Origin of the sequence: Mycobacterium sp. 4D054 (genome assembly GCF_052245755.1) — a bacterium.
Lineage (GTDB): Bacteria > Actinomycetota > Actinomycetes > Mycobacteriales > Mycobacteriaceae > Mycobacterium.
Window position 1 is genome coordinate 84,313 of sequence record NZ_JBQQCF010000012.1, and the last position, 18,813, is coordinate 103,125.

Genomic DNA, 18,813 nt, shown 5'->3' on the forward strand with positions numbered 1-18,813 from the left:
CGGCACGGACGCCGGCTACAGACCGGTGGGCTGGATGTTCGGGTTCGCGGTGGCCGGCGGTTCGAGCGGCGGCAACTCCGTGGCGCCGTCCAGGCTGTGCACGGTCATCCGCTGCGACCATGGATAGTGCAGACTGAATGCCACCAGGCCGGTGCGCACCGCGGCCGGCAGGTGACACATCGCCAGCACGGTCTCGGCCAGATATTCCACCGGCTCGGTCGGGAAGGTGTCGGGGATCAGGCTCGCGGCGCCTGGGGTCCGGACGGCGCTGGACGGGCCGACGACGTTGACGGCAATGTTGGAGTCCAGCAGTTCGGCGGCCACTCCCTGGGTGAACCGGTGCAGCGCGGCCTTCATGGAGGCGTAGATCACGTCGCCGGACGACTTGTTGTACTCGCGGTAGGGCCGTGCGGGCGCCAGGCCGGTGACCGACCCGATGTTGACGATCCAACCCGCTCCTTGTCGGCGCATGTGTGGAACGGCCTTCTGGGTCAGTACGAACGGTGTGCGCACGTAGTGGTCGACGGTGCGGTCGAACGTTTCCATCGGCATCTCTTCAATGACGGAGTAGTCGGCGTAGCCGGCGTTGTTGACCAGGATGTCGATCCGGCCCGTGCGCTCGACGACCCGGTCGACCAGTCCGGCACGTGCGTCGGCGTCCTCGAGATCGCAGGCGAGCCCGAACGCCTTTCCGCCGGCTGCCTCGATCAGCGCGATCGTCTCGCCGATGGTGCCGGGCAGCTCCACCTGCTGCCCGGCGCGGGTCGACGGTGACGGCTGGTAGGACCTGGCGGTGACGGCCACCGTGGCGCCCTCGGCGGCGAGCCGCTGCGCGATGGCGCGTCCGATACCCCGGCTACTTCCGGTAACCAGAGCTGTTCTGCCGGACAACAATTCACTCACCGAAGCTCCAGATCCGCTTCATCAGGGGTGCGGTGGCTCTGCCACACGTCGATCAGCCGGAAGGGGAACGCGGTGACGATGCGGCCGCCGCCCGAGCGGTAGTACGTGTGCGCTGTCGGGGTGTGACACCACACGGTCTGCGCCATCGCGTCGTCGATCTTGCGGACGTAGTCGGTGAACGCCTTCGAAGTGACCTCAAGGGTGGCGGCTCCCCGTTGCGCCATCAGCTGCAGGCATTCCATGACGTAGTGGACCATCACCTCGACGCCGAAGTTGTGGCCGGCGCCGTGGCCGGGACTGTAGTTGGGCGCCGACGAGATGAACATGTTGGGAAAGCCGGGGACGAGCCCGCCGCGGTAGGCCGCGGGACTGTCGCCCCAGACCTCGGTCAACCGCACGCCGTCGCGGCCGCGGATGTCGACCGTGGACAGGAAGTCGAGGTGGTAGCCGGTGGCGTAGATGATCACGTCGAGGTCGACCTGCCTGCCGTCCGCGGTGACGATACCGCGCTCGTTCACCTGTGCCGGCTCGGCGGCCTCGACGTCGACGTGTTCACGGGTCAGTGCCGCGTAATAGCCACCGGGGTCGCGAATGATTCGCTTACCGTATGGCGCGAAATTCGGGGTGACCTTTTTCGCGAGTTCGGAATCCTTACCGAACATGCGGTCGATGTACTCCTGGCACAGGCGCAGCAGCACGTCGTTGGCCGGCGAGATCGACAGGTGGTCGGCAGCCCATTCCGGATCATGCACGATGACCGGATAGTTGTTGTCGGCGGTGCCCCAAAACGATTTCAGGCGAACCCAGTTGGCGTAGAACGGGATGTGGGCGTTCAGCCAGCGGCGATGTTCGGGGACGTCGTCGGTCAACCGCTTCCGCGGTGCCACCCAGTGCGGTTGGCGCTGGAACACCGTCAGGTGCTCGACGTCGTCCACACACGCGTCGACGATCTGCACCGCGGTGCACCCGGCGCCGATGATCGCGACCTTCTTGCCGCGCAGCGAGAGATCGGGATCCCACTCGGCGGAGTGGATGCTCACGCCGCGGAACGACTCCCGCCCGGCCAGATCTGGCCAGCGGGGTCGGTTGAGGTATCCGGCGGCCGGGATGACCACGTTGGCGTAGCTGATTTCTCGGGCGCCGTCCGCGGCCGCGGTGCGGATCTCCCACTGCGAGCGTCGGTCGTCCCACCACAGCGCCTCCACCTCGGTGCTGAACCGGATGTGGTCACGTAGCGCGTTCCGGTCGGCCACCGACTGCAGGTACTGCTGGTACTCCGCGCCCTGCGGGTAGTAGCTCGACCAGTTGCCGTTGATGTCGCGAGACAGCGAGTAGTACGCCGACGGGGTGTCGACCCCGATGCCGGGGTAGACGGTGGTGTACCAGGTGCCGCCGACCTCGTCGTTACGGTCGATGATCTCGTAGTCGATCCCGGAGGCCGCGCATTCCAGCCCCGCCGCCATGCCGGCGATGCCGGCCCCGACGATCACGACCTTGAAGCCGTTGGGCAGCTTCGCGGTTCGGGGCAGCACCGGCTGGGAAGGGTGGAAGCCACCTTGTTCCAGCAACAGGCCGTGGTACTCCTCACCCACCTCGGTACCCAATGCCAGCGGGGCGACTCGCGCGAACAGAGCGGGATCGTCGAACGCCAGGCGGTCGGGCCGGCGCGGCCGGGTCAGCGCCGCGACCAGCTCATCGACGAGCACGTCACGCGTGTCCGGGTCGGTGACGCCGACGTGCTCGGGCGGGTCCGGCTCGAACGAGAGCTTAGGCGCGTACCGATCGACCACGCTCAGGTCGCCGGTCAACTGCGCCAGCACCGCCACCAGGATTCCGGCGTCGGCACGGTGCAGGTTGGTCCGCATCTCGTCCGGGTCGAGCGTCCCGTCGTCGGCAGCCACGGTCACACCGGTCGTCATCGATCCTCCTCGGGTCCGGGGATCGAGTATGTGAGCGTCGGGACGGGTCCGCGGCGCCCTTGTCTACTGAGCGGGACGCAACTCGCCCGTCGCCGTGACCGGACACCTACAGTCCGGGCATGGATGATCTGCAGGCGGTGCCGGCCGGGGTGCGCAGCCACGCTCTCGGCGACATTCCGCGGCGTCCGGCGCGCAAGCATCCGGACAAACTCGCGATTGTCGACGGCGATGTCAGGCTGACGTTCGCCGAGTTCGAGCACCTGGTCGACCGTGCCACTGCGGCGTTGTCCGACAACGGTTTCGCGCCGGGCGACCGCCTGGCGCTGGTGGCGCACAACTGCTGGCAGTACGCGGTTCTGGCCTTCGCGACCGCGCGGGCCGGGGTGGTTCTCGTCCCGGTCAACTTCATGCTGACCGCCGAGGAGATCGCGTTCATCCTGGGGCACAGCCGGGCCGGCGGCTTCGTCGTCGAAGCGGACCTGGTGCCGACCGCGGAGGCGGCCATGCGCCTCGGCGGTGACGTCCGGTCCACGGCGGCACTGGTACTGCCCGGCCAGAGTCTGCCGACGGGCTGGGCGGATTTCGCCGCGTGGATGCAGACCAACTCGCCGGCACCTGAGCCCCACATCGACGACGATCAGCTGATCCGGTTGATGTACACCAGCGGGACCGAGTCCCACCCCAAGGGCGCGATGCACTCCAGCCGCAGCCTGATGGGCAACTACATCAGCTCGATCATTGCCGGGTCGATGGAGGGCAGCGACGTCGAGGTCCACTCGCTGCCGCTCTACCACTGTGCGCAGCTCGACAATTTCCTGATCACCGACATCTACCTCGGCGCCACCAGCATCATCGTGCCCCGACCGGATCCCGAGACGGTGCTGCGCAGCATCGAACGGTTCGGCGTGACAAACTATTTCGCTCCGCCGACGGTGTGGATCTCCCTGCTGCGCTCCCCCGTGTTCGACGAGGTGGACCTGTCCAGCCTGCGCAAGGGCTACTACGGCGCGTCGGCCATGCCTGTCGAGATCTTGGCCGAGATGCGTGAGCGGCTGCCGCATCTGCGGCTGTGGAACTTCTACGGCCAGACCGAGATGGCCCCGCTGGCCTCGGCGCTGGGCCCGGACGAACAGGACGCGCACGCGGGTTCGGCGGGTCGGCCGGTGGTCAACGTGCAGACCGCGATCCTCGATGACGACAACCACGAGGTGGGCCCCGGCGTGGTGGGCGAGATCGCGCACCGCAGCCCGCATCTGATGCTGGGTTACCTCGATGATGAGGCCAAGACCGCAGAGTCTTTCCGCGGCCGCTGGTTTCACTCCGGTGATCTCGGCTACTACGACCAGCACGGTCTGCTGCACGTGGTCGACCGCAAGAAGGACATGATCAAGACCGGCGGCGAGAACGTGGCGAGCCGTGAGGTCGAGGAGGTCATCTACCGCCATCCGGCCGTGGAGGAGGTCGCCGTCTTCGGCATCGCCGATGCGGTGTGGGTGGAAGCGGTGGTGGCTGCGATCGTCGTTCGTCGCGGCGCCGATCTCGGTGAACGGGAGATCCTCGAGTACTGCCGCACGCATCTGGCGGGGTTCAAGACGCCGAAGCAGGTGTTCTTCGTCGACTCGCTGCCGAAGAACCCTAGCGGCAAGCTGCTCAAGCGCGTGCTGCGGGAACGCTTCGCCAACACCGAAATCAAAGCCTGAGCGCTCCGGCTGCGGGACGTGGGGACCGCCGCAAACGTGCCATGGCCCACAGTGACCGCTGGCCGGGAAGCCCCGGACCTGGCCGATTCCGGCGCCGCTACCGTACGAGAACAGATGCGGCCGTGTGCATCCGCAGGTGAACCGAGAGGACGTCAACCCGTGACTGTTGCGCCGTTCGAAGGTCGTATCGCCCGTTTCGACGAACCCGGCAGGCCATTCGAGATCGAAACGGTCGCGCTGCCCGATATCAATCCCGGCGAGATCCTGGTCAAGGTGACTCGGGCAAATATCTGCGGTTCCGATGTGCACGCCTGGCACGGGACCTTCGCCACCCGCGGGCTGGGCGGGCAGCTGCCGACCGTGCTCGGCCACGAAATGGTCGGCGTTGTCGCGGCTCTGGGCCAAGGAGTGACCTCTGACTCCAACGGGAAGGCGCTGACCGCAGGAACACGGGTGGTCTTTCCCTACTTCTTCTGCTGCCACGCCTGCCGTAACTGCCTGGCCGGGCGACGCAACGCGTGCCTGAACCTGACGATGGCCATGCTCGGCCGTGCCGACGAATCGCCCTACTTCGTCGGCGGGTATGCCGATTACTTCGTGCTTCCGGCGGGCGCGGTGGTCTACACGGTGCCTGATTCGGTGTCCGACGAGATCGCCGCCGGCGCGAACTGCGCACTGTCGCAGGTGATGTACGGGCTGGAGCGAGTCGACCAGCAGCTCGGCGAGTATGTGGTGGTGCAGGGCGCCGGCGCGTTGGGGCTCTACGCCGTCGCGGTGGCAAAGGCCCGCGGCGCGGCCAAGGTCATCGCGATTGACGGAGTGCCCGAACGGTTGGAGTTGGCCACCGCGTTCGGCGCCGACGCCGTCATCGACATCAGCGAGACCACCGACAAGGACCGGGCCAAGATCGTCCGGAAGCACACCGACGGGCAGGGCGCCGACGTCGTGGTGGAGGTGGTCGGCCACCCATCGGCGATCGACGAGGGTCTCAGGCTGCTCGGTCAGTTCGGCCGCTACGTCGAGATCGGCAACATCAACATCGGCAAGACGTTCGAGTTCGATCCCTCGCGGTTCGTGTTCGCCAACAAGACCATGGTCGGGGTGTCGCTCTACGAGCCGTCGGTGCTGTCCCGGGCGCTGGACTTCCTCGAGCGGTACCAACACCGGTTGCCGTTCGAGCGACTCGCGGCGGCCTGCTACTCGCTGGACGACATCAACGCCGCCTTCTCCGCCGCGGCCGACAAACGCGATGTCCGCGCCAGCATCGTGCCCTGACCCACCCACGGAAAGCACCATGCACAACCACGATTACGCCCGCACCGAACTCTTCATCGACGGCGCCTGGGTCTCCCCCGCCCGCGGCACCGGCCTCATCGAGGTCGTCGACCCGGCCACCGAACAGGTGCTGGGCACGGTCCCGGCGGGATCGGAGGACGACGTGGATGCCGCCGTCGCCGCGGCCCGACGGGCGTTCGACCCGCTGATCGGCGTCGCGGAGCGTCGCGCCCGTCTCGACGCGGTGATCACCGCGATGGACAAGCGCCTGCCTGCGATCGCCGAGACCATCACCAGCGAGATGGGTGCGCCGATCCGTATCGCCCAGTCGGTGCAGACCCAGGTGCCGCTGGCGGTGGCGCGGGCGTTCGCCGATGTGCTGGCGCGGTTCGAGTTCGAGGAGCGCATCGGTAACTCGCTGGTCGTCCGCGAACCGTACGGTGTGGTCGCGGCGATCACGCCGTGGAACTATCCGCTGTATCAGGTGGTCGCCAAGGTCATCCCGGCGATCGCGGCGGGGTGCACGGTCGTGCTCAAACCCTCCAACGAGGCGCCGCTGTCGGTGTTCGAGTTCGTCGACGCGCTTGCGGACGCCGGCCTGCCGCCCGGGGTGGTGAATCTGGTGTCGGGGCCGGGGCGGGTGATCGGGGAACGGATGGCGGCCCATGCCGACGTGGATTTCGTGTCGTTCACCGGATCGACCGGTGTCGGCAGCCGGGTGGGTGAACTGGCCGGCGGGACCGTCAAGAAGGTGGCCCTCGAGTTGGGCGGCAAGTCGGCGAACGTGATTCTCGACGGCGCCGACCTCGCGGCGGCGGTGAAGGTCGGCGTCGGCAACGCGTTTCTCAATGGGGGGCAGACATGCATGGCGTGGACCCGCATGCTCGTCCCACAGGACCGCTACGGCGATGCGCTCGACCTGGTCGAGGCCGCGGTGTCGAAGTACACCGTCGGCGACCCGTGGGATCCCGGTACCCGGATCGGGCCGTCGGCATCTGAAAGTCAGTACCGGACCGTGCTCGGCTTCATCGAGCGTGCTCAGCGCGACGGCGCGCGGCTGCTCACAGGCGGCGCGGAGAAGATCGCCGACACCGGCTATTTCGTGGCACCCACGGTCTTCGCCGACGTCGACCCCGACTCCGAGTTAGGCCAGGAGGAGGTGTTCGGTCCCGTGCTGGCCGTCATCCCCTACCGTGACACCGACGACGCGCTGGCGATTGCCAACGGCACGCCCTACGGCCTGTCCGGGGCGGTGTGGGCAGCTGACGACGACACCGCCATCGCGTTCGCGCGCCAGGTGCAGACCGGTCAGCTCGACATCAACGGCGGAAAGTACAACCCGGCAGCGCCGTTCGGCGGCTTTAAGAAGTCCGGCATCGGCCGCGAGCTCGGCCCCATCGGGTTCGAGGAGTTCCTACAGGTGAAGTCCCTGCAACTGCCCTGAACCCGTCCCACCGAGAGCCTGGAGGCCTGTCATGTCGGTAACCACCGAGCCGCTCCGCATCACCACCAACGGGTCAGTGCAGACCTGGACCATCAACCGTCCCGAGCAGGGCAACGCGATCACCGGCAAAGACGTCATCGCCGCGTTCGAGGTCGCCGCCGAACAGGCCAACTCCGACAACGGATTGCGTGCCGTCATCCTCACCGCGGAGGGCAAGATCTTCTCCGCCGGCGGCAATGTCAAGGAGATGGCCGACGGCCAGGGCATGTTCGGTCTCGCGCCGATCGAGCAGCGCTACGCCTACGTCGACGGCATCCAACGCATACCCCGCGCCCTCGGCCGACTCGAGGTCCCGCTGATCGCGGCTGTCAACGGTGCCGCCATCGGGGCTGGCTGCGATCTGGCCTTGATGTGCGATATCCGGATTGCCTCCGAACGCGCCTCGTTCGCCGAGAGCTTCGTGCAACTGGGCCTGATCCCGGGCGATGGTGGGAGCTGGTTCCTGCAGCGCGCCATCGGTTACGAGCGGGCCGCCGAGATGACCTTCACCGGCGACCGCATCGACGCCGTCACCGCGCTGGACTGGGGTCTGGTGAGCCGCGTCGTCCCCCATGACGAACTGCTCAGCACAGCAGAGGATCTCGCCGACCGCATCGCCAAGAATCCGGCGCATGCCCTGCGCATGGCCAAGCGCCTGCTGCAGGAGTCGCGTACCGGCGCGCTGGAATCCACACTGGGTATGGCGGCGGCCATGCAGCCGCTGGCCCACCACGACGCCGAACACGAGGCGCGGATCCACCGATGGCGGACCACCTGATGGCCGGCGTTCGGCTGGTCCCTCCGGCAGGGGTCGGCCACGCCGACACCGCGACGTTGCGCGCCGAGGTCCGTGCCTTTGTAGCCGGGCAATTGTCCGCCGGCACCTTCGTCCCGTCCGTCGACTCCTGGCTGTGCGGGTGGGACGAGGCGTTCACCGCAGCGCTGGCCCAACACGGTTACCTGGGCATGACGGTCCCCGAAGAGTATGGCGGGCAGGGCCGTTCGCATATTGAGCGGTTCGTAGTGACCGAGGAGCTGCTCGCGGCGGGGGCCCCCGTGGCCGCGCACTGGATCGCCGATCGCCAGATCGTGCCGGCACTGCTCAAGAACGGCACCGAGGCCCAGAAGCGGGAGTTCCTGCCGAAGATCGCCGCCGGGGAGTGCTTCTTCGGTATCGGGATGAGCGAACCGGATTCGGGATCCGACCTCGCCAGCGTGCGCACCAAGGCCACTCCCGTCGACGGCGGCTGGTCGCTGTCGGGAACCAAGGTGTGGACCTCTGGAGCACACCGCGCGCACGCGTTCATCGTGCTGGCCCGGACCGCACCCGTCGACCCGGCGCACCGCCACGACGGCCTGAGTCAGTTCATCGTCAGGTTCGACGGTCCCGGCGTCGAGGTGCGGCCCATCGTGTCGATGAACGGCAGCCACCATTTCAACGAGGTGATCCTCGACGACGCGTTCGTCAGCGACGACATGGTGTTCGGCGAAATCGGTCAGGGTTGGCGCCAGGTCACCTCGGAGCTGGCCTTCGAACGCAGCGGACCCGAGCGGCTGCTGTCCACGTTCCCGCTTCTGGCGGCCTCCGCGGAGAGCATAGCGCAACACCAGATGCCCTGCGACGACGGACTCGGGCGACTCGTTGCCAGAGTGGCCGGCCTGCACCACATGTCGAGCGCCGTGGCCGGTGCGCTGCAGCGCCACGAAGCTGCGGATGTGCCCGCCGCGGTGGTGAAGCTGCTCGGCACCACCACCGAAGGCGACATCGCCGACTTCGCCGACCTGCGCACCGGCGATGAGACCGCCACGGACGAGGCGTTCCGGGGACTGATCACGGCCGCGGTCGATCAGCGGCCCGGGTTCACGCTGCGCGGCGGGACGACCGAGGTGCTGCGCGGAGTCATCGCGCGGGGATTGGGGCTGCGATGACCGTCGATCCCGAACTGACCGCGATGATGGACGGCGTTCTCGCCGCCCACGGGGGGAAGCACCCGTCTACGGGCATGGTGACGCGCGATGCCGAACTGTGGCACGTCCTCGATGAATTGGGCCTCGTCCGGTTGACCGGCGCGCCGGACCATGGCGGCAGTGGAGCAGGCTGGCCGGAGGCCGCCGAATTGATGTCGGCCGCGGTCAGGAACGCCGTGCGGGTGCCGCTGCCCGAACACGACCTGCTGGCCTGTTGGTTGCTCGAGGCGGCCGGCCGCCCGGTCGATAGCGCCCCGCGCACGGTGTGTGTGCTCGACGACTCCGGCACAGCCACCGGGGTCCCATGGGCGTCCACCGCCGAGCGGGTGGTGGTTGTCTGGTCCGGCAACGACGGGCGACACCTCCTTGCCGATGCCGATGCCGCCGGGCTCCAAATCACTCCCGGTACCAACATGATCGGTGAGCCGCGCGACACCGTCACCGTGGACATCGCCGCCCTGGCACCCAACGCGGTCACGGTGGACCCCGCCCTCGTGGCACAGTTGCACCGTAAGTCGGCGCTAGTGCGGTCGATCCAGGTCTGCGCGGCGCTCGACGTCATCGTCGACGTCGTCACCGAACACACCACCTCACGAAGTCAGTTCGGCCGTCCCCTGTCGAAATTCCAGGCGATTCAACATCTGGTCGCCGACCTCGCCGCCGAGGCGGCGTTGGCGCGGGCCGCCACCGAGGCCGCGGTGTCCACCGCCGTCGCCAGCGACTGGTCGGCACCAAATCTCGACTTCCTGGTGTCCGTCGCGCGCTCCTGCACCGGGCATGCGGCATCGGTGGTGGTGCGCAACGCCCACCAGGCGCTCGGGGCGATCGGCACCACCATCGAACACCGGCTGCACCTCTACACCCGCGCGGCTCTGGCCTGGCGTTCGGAGTACGGATCGGTGCGGCACTGGGACGAGCAGGTGACGCGCAGCGCGGTGGCGGCCGGCGCGGCCGGGCTGTGGGCCCTGATCACCGACTGAGGTGTTCCGCTGACCGGGCGGCGCGGTGTCGCGGCGCACACCGTGACGGTTCACTCGTCACCATGACCAACGAGATCACGCTGCCGGAAGTCCAGGAGTTCATCGCCGCTTTCTGGTACCACTACGACCAGGGACAGTTCGATGTGCTCGCCGGCTATGTCGCCGACGAGATGCACTACCTCAGCCGGTCGGACTCCGGCAACTGCCCTTTCGAGGAGCTTCTGGCCGCCGAGCTGCAGGGTGGCTCCGAGACGCTGGCGTGGCTGAGCAAGCACCGCGACGAGAACCCGTATCCGCTGCGCCATCACGCCACCAACATCTTCCGCACCGGCAGCGTCACCGGCCCGCACGGCACGGTCACCACGGCCCGCTTCTACTTGTATGTCAACCAGGTCACCAACAACGTGCCGTTCGACGTGTCCTCCGGCGTGGTCGATGTCGGCATCCGGCGCGACGGCGACCGCCTGGTGCTGACCTCGATGACCGTCATCCTCGACGCCGAGGACTCGGTTCCGTTCGTGGAGCACCGGGCGAAGACAGCCACCGCGACCGGCGCATGAGTCGGGCGCGGGACACCTTCGGCGGTGGCACCGCCGTCATCACGGGAGCCGGCGCCGGTATCGGCGCCGGGCTGGCCCGGCACGCTCACCGACTCGGGATGACAGTCGTGTTGACCGACGTGGACGGGCCGGCGGTGGAGTCGTTACGCGACGAACTCCGGGCCGACGGCGGCACTGCGCACGCCGAAGTCTGCGACGTCCGGGACGCCGACGCGATGGACGCACTCGCCGAACACGTCTACCGGGACGTCGGACCGGTGCGGCTTCTGGTCAACAACGCCGGTGTCGAGCAGTTCGGCTACCTGTGGGACACCCCGCTGGCCAACTGGAACAGGGTCATGGACATCAACGTCACCGGTGTCTTCCACGGGGTGCGCGCATTCCTGCCCCGGATGATCTCGGCAGGCGTCCCGGCCTGGGTGTGGAATCTGTCCTCGATCGGCGGGGTGGCGAGCATCCCGTTGCAGACGCCGTACATTGTCAGCAAGCATGCGGTGCTCGCCCTCACCGAATGTTTGCGGCTCGAAGTGGAATTGGCCGGCCACGGTGGCCTGATCCATGTGCAGGCGGTGCTGCCCGGCGCGGTGAAGTCGAACATTTTCGAAGCCGCCGGCGGCGTCGACCCCGCCGCCACGGGAACTGATGTCACCGCCGCCGAGTCCCAACGCGAGGCGATGCTCGACATCAAGGCTGCCGCAATGGATCCCGTTGAAGCCGCCGAGGTGGTATTCGAGCAGTCCGCCGACGGCGCGTTCTATCTGCTGACCCAACCGGAGTACGTCGCGTCGGCGATGGCCGAACGGGCCGGGGTGCTCACGTCGCTGACACCTCCCCAGCTACGCACGAAACGCCGTTTCGACCCGTCCAGGCACTGAGGGCCTTCACGATGCCCCACCGCCCGACACTCGATCCCGACGCCGCGGCCCGTGTCGCCGCTTTCGGCCCGCCGGTTCCGATTCGGGAACGGGGACTGCAGGCAGTCCGTGACGCACTCGAATCAGCGCCTCCTCCAACCGATATGCCGGCAATGGCCGAGATCTGCGACGCCGAGGTGGCCGCACCGGGCGGCCCGGTCCCGGTACGGATCTACCGTCCCGACGACGCAGGTGATCCCGCCCCGGTGATCGTGCATCTGCACGGCGGCGGGTTGGTGATGGGTTCGAACCGTTCATTCGAGCCGATGGCCAGGGCACTCGCCGCGGCCAGCGGTGCCGCCGTCGTGGCTGTCGATTACCGGTTGGCGCCCGAGCATCCGCCACCGGCACAGTTCGAGGACGCATGGGCGGTGACCGACTGGGTGGCCGCCGAGGCGCAGCGGCTCGGGTTCGACGGGCGCAGGATCGTCGTCTCGGGCGACAGTGCCGGCGGCGGCCTGGCCGCGGCTATCACGCTGGCCGCGCGGGACGGCGGCGGTCCCGGACTGTTCGCGCAGGTGCTGCTGTACCCGGGAGTGGACCGCGACATGGCCGCCGCGTCGGTCGTGGCAAATCCCGAGGCCCCCATGCTGATTCACGACGACATCGTGTACCTGCACGAGCTCGCCGACATCGGTGCGGGGCCTCCCCACGACACCCGGCGAGTCCCCGCCTACGCCACCGATCTGTCCGGCCTACCGCAGGCGATCGTGGTCACCGCCGAACTCGATCCGATCACCGACTGGGGCGAACGCTACGCCGGAAGGCTCCGTGACGCCGGGGTGCAGACGACCCTCACCCGCTATCCGGGCATGTACCACGGCTTCCTGATGCGGTCGGAGGCCACCGCGCGCGGCCGCCTGGCGATGGCCGAGGTCGGGGCGTTGCTGCGCGCGAAGTTCACCAACGCACTGCCATTTCCGGACTGATCTCCGAGCGCCGACCAGTCTCCCAGTGGCCGGACATGTCCGGTTCTGACCGCGGTGCGGAAAACCACAATTGACCACAGCAACGGCGCACCACGCCGGATCTGAAGAAAAGGAGTACCGATGCTCACCGACGAACGGCGCAGGGAACTGTCTGACATCCTGCGCCCCGTGGCGCCGCCGCGCGAGGTCGACAATGTCTACACCGACGATCAGCGTCAGCGCCTGCTGGATGTCGTGCGCAAAGACGCACCGTGGAGCCTGATCATCGCCCAGCACTTCTCGTCCCCTGAAGAGTTGATGGCGACGATGAGCGGCCAGTTCCCCGAGGGTTTCACTCCGACCCTGGATCTGTTCCTAACGCCCACCTTCCGCGGTCACCTCGCCAACTACGGCACCGTCCTCTACCCCGAGTTGCACGACTGCTTCTACAACGCGCAGTTCCTGGAAGAGGCGAAATCCTATTGGGGTGCGGAGTACGCCAAGCCGCAGATGATGCTGTTCAACATCAACGGCCCGTGCTGCAACCGCGACCCCGGCCACCTGGACTCTCCCAGCTTCCGCGGCGTGCGCTACGAGAACGCACCGACGTGGCTGGTCAGCGTGATGGGCAAGTCCGGGCTGTTCGCCGACTACCTGATCAAGATGGCGCAGGTCATCACCTGGTTCTCCCACGATGAAGGCAGCGGGTTCACCTACTGGCCCGACGGCCCGCTCAAGGCGCCCAAGCGCGTGCAGCCCCCGGTGTACAACCGCGGGGTCGTGGTGCAGAACGAGATGATGATGCACCGCGGCGAGGCCAACGGACCACTGGAACAACAGGTTCCGGCGGGACTCTCGTTCGACACGGTGTTCGCCGGCGACCCCGACTCCGGTGATCACTGGGTCTTGCGCAACGGTGACGACGTGATCGCTCGCCACCACACCGACGAACTGCGGTTCCTGGTGCACTGGTCGGCCGAGGTCTTCTCCGACTACGACGAGCTGAAGAAGAACATGGACCACTCCGATGACCTGACGATCGACAAAGCGATCGACATGATGGTCGACGATCTGGCCAAGAAAGGCATCAAGCTCGACATCCCGAGCGCGCCGCTGCACGATCCGGCCTTCATCGGGGCGCTGAACGCCGCCTACGACCTCGGCGGCCCGGCCGCCTACCCCGAGGAAGCGCCACTGAGCGCGTTCGTCATGTCCTGAGCGCCGGCCCACCGGACGGTGTGCTGCGGCCGTCAGGCCGCCCGGCCGCCCGGTGGTGCGGGTCCGCCGGGTTCGCCGGGATCGTCGGCGGTTCGTGGGGTGTCCGGTTCGGCGACGCGGACTTGGCTGCCCGCCGCGGGCTCGGCCGGCTCGGGATTGTCGGGTTCCGGGTCCTCTGGTGGGCGGAGGAGCCGTTCGGGTTGGTGGTAGTAGTTCAGCCGGGCCTGACCGGTGTCCAGTGTCGGGGGTGGGATCCATTCCACCTCACAACGGTCGTTCATCCGGGTCGACCAACCGCCACCCTCGGCGCCGACGCTGCGGTTATCCGGCCCACACGCCAGGCCCATTTCATCGACATTGGTGTTCCCGCCATCGACCCAATCAGCGACCACGTGATGGACCTGAGACCCGTAGGCGCCCACGGTGCAGCACGGCTTGGTACACCCGCCGTCACGGGCGATCAGCATGATCCGCTGCGCCGGGGAGGCGATCCGCTTGGCGCGGAACAAATCCATTGCTGAGCCGGTGGCCCGGTCGAACACCGCCAGATAGTGATTGGCGTGCCCGGCCATCCGGATCACCTCACTGATCGGCACCACCGTGCCCCCACCAGTGACACCGACCCCGGCGCGGGACTCCAAATCCTGCAGCGTGGTACGGATGATCACCGACACCGGCAACCCGTTGAGCTGCCCCAGCTGCCCACTCATCAACGCGATCCGCCCGGCCGCAACGAGCGCATCATGCTGGCGCTGGGCCAGGCTGCGATGATCATTGTCGATCTGGGCCTGCGACGGCGTCCCCGACGTACACGGCTGGTCGTCGTCGGGATTACACATCCCCGGCGCGGCCAACCTCGCGAAAATCGGCTCCCACACCGCCCACGCCTCCGGAGTCAACGTCGCAGACAGGTCGACCATCGCGTCGCCACGCTGCTTGTGCTTGGTGACCCCGCGCTTGCGGGCACGTTCGGTGTCATCAGGTTCGGGACCGTCCTGATCAAGCAGGAACAAGGTGCGGTCGGCCGAGTCTTTCAGCTCCTTGGGTCCATTGCCCACCGCGGTGCGGACCAGGTCGACCTCGATGCGCTCCCGGGTGGCGCTGTCTACCCAGCCCGGCACCTTGTTGAGCGATCGGCGGATCACGTCGACGTGTTCGGCGTTGATCAGCCCGTGGTTTTGGGCGGCCGCGGTGGCGGGCAGCACCGGCGGCAGGGCCGGGCCGGTCAACGACGGCCGCGGCGCCAACACCGCCGCCTCGGTCAGCCGCCGGTGGGCCTCACCAGCCGAGATCCGCCACCGGACCGTCAACACCTCTTTCCACGACTTCGCACCCATCTGCTGCGGTGTCGCCTCAGCCTGCAGCCGGGCCAGCAACCGATGACCCACCGCCGGCAATCGGCACGACAACGTCTCCAGTTCATCCAGGGCCGCCACCAGATCAGGCCCGGTCAACAAATCGACGTCACAGCCGGCCACCGCATCAAAGGCAGCCCGCAAAGCGGTCACCGCGCCGAGTAGGTCCCCACCTGACATACTTCGAACATACATTCGACCACCGACAAGTTTCGCGCAGCACACTGTCCTATCTCAGGCGCGATGTATCAGGACATCGGCCACCGTTGTCTTGAGAGATAACACGCGCAGCCCGCTGCCATCTCTCAGACGTCGGTGACAGTGTGGTCTTGTGGCGACACTGCCGGGCCCAGACTGCGCCCCGCGCCATCGTCATCGCCGACCTGCTCCCCCACGACTACGTGTCGGTCAGGACTCGCAGAGTCCCCCGCAGCACCGCGGATTCGATAGATTCACGCAGGTCGATACATCCTGACAGGAAACGTCCAGCAGTCCGCATCGCAACTCGACGCTCTTCACAGAGCGCGAGTGAAGCGGCGTCCCACTGCACGCTGGTCTGCTCCCAACTGCTCTTGCGGACCAGCACCCGCGCCCCGCACGCCTCGCAGTCGACCGGCTGCATCGGTGCGTCGGCGAGCCGGTTGTCGGGGCGGACGCTCATTTGGTCAGGCCCACCAACCTCGGCAGCCGGCCCGCCGCCAGATTCGCCTCCACCTCTTTCATCCATGCCTCGCGCGGACGGGTGGTGTCGATCTCGAATTCGAAGCGGTCGACCATGTCCGGGGTCACGTCGGCAGCGTCGACGTAGAACTGCTCGTACCATCGGCGCAGCTGATACACCGGGCCGTCCTCCTCACACAGCAGCGGGTTGTCGATGCGCGCCTTTCGCCGCCAGATCGCGACGTCCTGCTCGAAACCCATCTTGACGAAATCGCCCAGCGCGACGGCCATCTGGGTCGCCGAGTCCTCCGGCAGCGCGTCCGACTTCTCCACCGTGATGCCGTACTGCAGCACAAAGGACTCGGCGTCGATCGGGTAGTGGCAGTTCAACAACACGGTGCGCTGGTCGCCGTGCTCATAGTGATAGGTCAAATCGTCGATCATGAAAGACGGCCCGTAGTACGACGCGACGGAGGTGGTGCCGAGGATCTTGGCCCCCTCTCCGCTGCCGAGGTCGGGGCGGGCATCACTGCGGTAGTACTGCGTGGCGACATGGCCCTCGAAGACGTTCTTGAACCCGGTGGGCAGCCCCCCGTGGATGTAGAAGAAGTGCGCCATGTCGACGACGTTGTCGATGATCTCGCGACAGTTCGTGTGCACCACCGTGGAGTACCAATGCCAGTCGGTCCACCCGTCGGTGCCGACACCTTCGATACGGGGAATCGTGACGTCGGCAGGCGGAGCCTTCTTCTCCGGGTCGTTCCAGACGAACAGCATGCCGTCCTGCTCCATGGTCGGCCACGTCGCGGTGCGCGCGAGCTTGGGCACGCGGCGGCTGTACGGGATCTGCTTGCAGCGTCCGTCACCGCCCCACCGCCAGTCGTGGAACGGGCACGCGATCTCGTTGCCCTTGACCTCTCCGTCGGACAGGTCCCCGCCCATGTGCCGGCAGTACGCGTCGAGCACGTTGATCGCGCCGTCCTCGCCGCGGAACACCACCAGCTTGGTGCCAAATCCGTTGACCGGGTGTGGCTTTCCGTCACCGAGATCCCGCGTCAGTCCCAGGCAGTGCCAACCGCGCGCATACCTGGTCGGCGCTGCCTGCGCCTCGATCTGCCGGACCTCTGTGGCACTGTCGGGCTGCAACGTAGTCATCGCCGGCCATCCTCACTGTGATCGCTTGCTTCTGGCGAAACTCCGTTGTAGCACCGGTGTTCACGGGTGAGCTGTCCGGTGTTCCACTGACCGGGCAACCCCGGCGACACGTGGGCCACCGCCTTCGAGAATCACCCGGTGACATCTCGGGAGAACTTCACCGTCGATCTGCTTGTCGTCGGATCCGGCACCGGCATGGCCGCCGCCCTGGCGGCACGAGAAGCCGGGCTTTCGGCGTTGATCGTGGAGAAGACGCCGTACGTGGGTGGATCGCTGGCCCGCTCGGGAGGCGCGTTCTGGATGCCCGGCAACCCGATCCTCACCGACGCCGGCTCCGGCGACACGGTCGAGTACGGCCGCACCTATGTCGGCACACTGGTCGGCGGCGACGCTCCGCTCGACCGGGCACACGCCTTCGTGGACCACGGTCCTGCGACCATCGACATGTTGCGCCGCACCACGCCGATGAAGTTCCAGTGGGCGAATGGCTATTCGGACTACCACCCCGAAAAGCCTGGCGGCAGCGCTGTCGGACGCACCTGCGAATGCCGGCCGTTCGACACCGCGGTGCTGGGCCCCGCACTGACCCGCCTGCGGCCCGGGGTGATGGAATCCGACTTCCCGATGCCGGTCACCGGCGCGGACTACCGTTGGCTGAACCTCATGGCCCGGATGCCGCGGAAGTCGTGGCCGCGCATCCTGCTGCGCGCGTTCCAGGGCATCGGCGGCCTGGCGCTGCGACGCCGCTACGCCGCCGGGGGTCAGGGCCTGGCGGCAGGCCTGTTCGCCGGTGTGCTCGACGCGCAGATCCCGGTGTGGACCGACTCGCCCGTCTCCGAACTGCTGGTCGACGGTGACCGGGTGACCGGCGCGGTGGTTGACCGCGACGGCACCGAAGTCCAGGTCACCGCCCGTCACGGTGTCGTCCTGGCCGCCGGGGGTTTCGACCATCTGATGAGCTGGCGGCACAAGTTCCAGTCCGAACGGCTGGGCGAGCATCTGAGCCTCGGTTCGGAGGGCAACACCGGCGACGGAATCCGCTTGGCCCAGGATCTCGGTGCGGGCACCGCGCTGATGGATCAGGCGTGGTGGTTCCCGGCATTCGCGCCGCTGCCCGACCGTGACCCGACCGTCATGCTGGCCGAGCGGTCCCTGCCGGGTTGCCTTCTGGTCGACCAGAACGGCCGGCGGTTCATCAACGAGGCGACGGACTATATGACGTTCGGGCAGGAGCTGCTCCGGCGTGAACAGTCAGGCGCCCCGGTCGAGACCATGTGGATGGTGTTCGACCAGCGGTACCGCAACAGTTATCTCATGGCCGCTGAACTGTTTCCGCGCATGCCGATTCCGCGGTCGTGGTATGACGCCGGTATCGCGCACCGCAGCGACGACCTCGCCGATCTGGCTGAGCGCATCGGCGTGCCACCAACGGTGTTCGCCGAGACGATGATCCGGTTCAACGATCTGGCCCGGGCGGGTGTGGACAGCGACTTCCAGCGCGGGGCCAGCGCTTACGACCGTTACTACGGCGACCCCACCATCGATCCCAATCCCAATCTGCGGCCGCTGGATTCGGGCCCGTACTACGCGGTCAAGGTCGTGCTCAGCGACCTGGGGACCTGCGGCGGCCTTCGGGCCGATGCCCGCGCCCGGGTGCTCCGCGAGGACGGTTCGCCGATCGACGGGCTGTATGCGATCGGCAACACCGCCGCCAACGCGTTCGGCAAGACCTATCCCGGTGCGGGCGCCACCATCGGGCAGGGTTTCGTGTTCGGCTACGTCGCCGCGCAACACGCCGCCGGCCGGCTCGTCTGA

General features: G+C 67.5%; 16 protein-coding genes. 11 read left to right on the forward strand and 5 right to left on the reverse strand.

The features are described 5' to 3' along the window. Positions 1 to 15 precede the first annotated feature (15 nt). A complete protein-coding gene (locus ACTWP6_RS11505) occupies positions 16 to 903 on the reverse strand; it encodes an SDR family NAD(P)-dependent oxidoreductase (protein ID WP_443187722.1) in 888 nt (295 codons plus the stop codon). Further along, entirely contained in the window at positions 900 to 2,822 is a 1,923-nt protein-coding gene (locus tag ACTWP6_RS11510; protein WP_443187723.1) for a flavin-containing monooxygenase, read from the reverse strand. The genes ACTWP6_RS11505 and ACTWP6_RS11510 overlap by 4 nt, the downstream gene beginning before the upstream one ends. A gap of 119 nt (positions 2,823 to 2,941) precedes the next feature. Here ACTWP6_RS11510 and ACTWP6_RS11515 point away from each other — a divergent pair, with 119 nt between their 5' ends. The 10 genes from ACTWP6_RS11515 (at position 2,942) to ACTWP6_RS11560 (ending at position 13,828) form a co-directional block, all read left to right on the forward strand. After that, positions 2,942 to 4,522 (forward strand): acyl-CoA synthetase, encoded by a 1,581-nt coding sequence (locus ACTWP6_RS11515; RefSeq protein WP_443187724.1) that lies wholly within the window; start codon positions 2,942 to 2,944, stop codon positions 4,520 to 4,522. A 114-nt stretch (positions 4,523 to 4,636) separates the two neighbouring features. After that, positions 4,637 to 5,797 (forward strand): zinc-binding dehydrogenase, encoded by a 1,161-nt coding sequence (locus tag ACTWP6_RS11520; RefSeq protein ID WP_443187725.1) that lies wholly within the window; start codon positions 4,637 to 4,639, stop codon positions 5,795 to 5,797. Between the two features lie 19 nt (positions 5,798 to 5,816). Beyond that, a complete protein-coding gene (locus tag ACTWP6_RS11525) occupies positions 5,817 to 7,241 on the forward strand; it encodes an aldehyde dehydrogenase family protein (protein WP_443187726.1) in 1,425 nt (474 codons plus the stop codon). A gap of 31 nt (positions 7,242 to 7,272) precedes the next feature. Continuing rightward, positions 7,273 to 8,058, forward strand: coding sequence for a crotonase/enoyl-CoA hydratase family protein (locus tag ACTWP6_RS11530; protein ID WP_443187727.1), 786 nt, complete (start codon positions 7,273 to 7,275; stop codon positions 8,056 to 8,058). Further along, positions 8,058 to 9,209, forward strand: coding sequence for an acyl-CoA dehydrogenase family protein (locus ACTWP6_RS11535; protein ID WP_443187759.1), 1,152 nt, complete (start codon positions 8,058 to 8,060; stop codon positions 9,207 to 9,209). Before ACTWP6_RS11530 ends, ACTWP6_RS11535 begins: the two co-directional genes overlap by 1 nt. Then, entirely contained in the window at positions 9,206 to 10,228 is a 1,023-nt protein-coding gene (locus ACTWP6_RS11540) for an acyl-CoA dehydrogenase family protein (protein ID WP_443187728.1), read from the forward strand. Before ACTWP6_RS11535 ends, ACTWP6_RS11540 begins: the two co-directional genes overlap by 4 nt. Positions 10,229 to 10,290: 62 nt before the next feature. Next, positions 10,291 to 10,788: a polyketide cyclase gene (locus tag ACTWP6_RS11545; protein WP_443187729.1), complete on the forward strand. Its 498-nt coding sequence runs from the start codon at positions 10,291 to 10,293 to the stop codon at positions 10,786 to 10,788. After that, positions 10,785 to 11,663, forward strand: coding sequence for an SDR family NAD(P)-dependent oxidoreductase (locus ACTWP6_RS11550; RefSeq protein WP_260751066.1), 879 nt, complete (start codon positions 10,785 to 10,787; stop codon positions 11,661 to 11,663). The genes ACTWP6_RS11545 and ACTWP6_RS11550 overlap by 4 nt, the downstream gene beginning before the upstream one ends. A gap of 11 nt (positions 11,664 to 11,674) precedes the next feature. Then, positions 11,675 to 12,631: an alpha/beta hydrolase gene (locus tag ACTWP6_RS11555; protein ID WP_443187730.1), complete on the forward strand. Its 957-nt coding sequence runs from the start codon at positions 11,675 to 11,677 to the stop codon at positions 12,629 to 12,631. A gap of 120 nt (positions 12,632 to 12,751) precedes the next feature. Then, positions 12,752 to 13,828 carry a hypothetical protein gene (locus ACTWP6_RS11560; protein WP_443187731.1) on the forward strand — a complete coding sequence of 359 codons (1,077 nt, stop codon included), beginning with the start codon at positions 12,752 to 12,754 and terminating at the stop codon, positions 13,826 to 13,828. A 32-nt stretch (positions 13,829 to 13,860) separates the two neighbouring features. Here ACTWP6_RS11560 and ACTWP6_RS11565 read toward each other — a convergent pair whose 3' ends face one another. The 3 genes from ACTWP6_RS11565 to ACTWP6_RS11575 all read right to left on the reverse strand — a co-directional run bounded on the left by ACTWP6_RS11565 (position 13,861) and on the right by ACTWP6_RS11575 (position 16,998). After that, positions 13,861 to 15,378, reverse strand: a complete 1,518-nt coding sequence (locus tag ACTWP6_RS11565; protein WP_443187732.1) for an HNH endonuclease signature motif containing protein — start codon at positions 15,376 to 15,378, stop codon at positions 13,861 to 13,863. Positions 15,379 to 15,580: 202 nt separating this feature from the next. Continuing rightward, a complete protein-coding gene (locus tag ACTWP6_RS11570) occupies positions 15,581 to 15,844 on the reverse strand; it encodes a hypothetical protein (RefSeq protein WP_443187733.1) in 264 nt (87 codons plus the stop codon). Further along, positions 15,841 to 16,998 (reverse strand): 3-ketosteroid-9-alpha-hydroxylase subunit A, encoded by a 1,158-nt coding sequence (locus ACTWP6_RS11575; protein ID WP_260751060.1) that lies wholly within the window; start codon positions 16,996 to 16,998, stop codon positions 15,841 to 15,843. Before ACTWP6_RS11575 ends, ACTWP6_RS11570 begins: the two co-directional genes overlap by 4 nt. Before the next feature lie 138 nt (positions 16,999 to 17,136). Between ACTWP6_RS11575 and ACTWP6_RS11580 the strand changes: the two genes are divergently transcribed. After that, on the forward strand, positions 17,137 to 18,813 hold the full coding sequence (locus ACTWP6_RS11580; protein ID WP_260751059.1) for a 3-ketosteroid-delta-1-dehydrogenase: 1,677 nt from the start codon (positions 17,137 to 17,139) through the stop codon (positions 18,811 to 18,813).

Excerpts from the sequence above, each read along its gene's own strand:
- ACTWP6_RS11530 (WP_443187727.1), top strand. The coding sequence starts at position 7,273 with ATGTCGGTAACCACCGAGCCGCTCCGCATCACCACCAACGGGTCAGTG.
- ACTWP6_RS11535 (WP_443187759.1), top strand. The coding sequence starts at position 8,058 with ATGGCCGGCGTTCGGCTGGTCCCTCCGGCAGGGGTCGGCCACGCCGAC.
- ACTWP6_RS11540 (WP_443187728.1), top strand. The coding sequence starts at position 9,206 with ATGACCGTCGATCCCGAACTGACCGCGATGATGGACGGCGTTCTCGCC.
- ACTWP6_RS11545 (WP_443187729.1), top strand. The coding sequence starts at position 10,291 with ATGACCAACGAGATCACGCTGCCGGAAGTCCAGGAGTTCATCGCCGCT.
- ACTWP6_RS11560 (WP_443187731.1), top strand. The coding sequence starts at position 12,752 with ATGCTCACCGACGAACGGCGCAGGGAACTGTCTGACATCCTGCGCCCC.
- ACTWP6_RS11570 (WP_443187733.1), bottom strand. The coding sequence starts at position 15,844 with ATGAGCGTCCGCCCCGACAACCGGCTCGCCGACGCACCGATGCAGCCG.
- ACTWP6_RS11565 (WP_443187732.1), bottom strand. The coding sequence starts at position 15,378 with ATGTATGTTCGAAGTATGTCAGGTGGGGACCTACTCGGCGCGGTGACC.
- ACTWP6_RS11515 (WP_443187724.1), top strand. The coding sequence starts at position 2,942 with ATGGATGATCTGCAGGCGGTGCCGGCCGGGGTGCGCAGCCACGCTCTC.
- ACTWP6_RS11550 (WP_260751066.1), top strand. The coding sequence starts at position 10,785 with ATGAGTCGGGCGCGGGACACCTTCGGCGGTGGCACCGCCGTCATCACG.
- ACTWP6_RS11555 (WP_443187730.1), top strand. The coding sequence starts at position 11,675 with ATGCCCCACCGCCCGACACTCGATCCCGACGCCGCGGCCCGTGTCGCC.
- ACTWP6_RS11525 (WP_443187726.1), top strand. The coding sequence starts at position 5,817 with ATGCACAACCACGATTACGCCCGCACCGAACTCTTCATCGACGGCGCC.
- ACTWP6_RS11520 (WP_443187725.1), top strand. The coding sequence starts at position 4,637 with ATGCGGCCGTGTGCATCCGCAGGTGAACCGAGAGGACGTCAACCCGTG.
- ACTWP6_RS11575 (WP_260751060.1), bottom strand. The coding sequence starts at position 16,998 with ATGACTACGTTGCAGCCCGACAGTGCCACAGAGGTCCGGCAGATCGAG.
- ACTWP6_RS11510 (WP_443187723.1), bottom strand. The coding sequence starts at position 2,822 with ATGACGACCGGTGTGACCGTGGCTGCCGACGACGGGACGCTCGACCCG.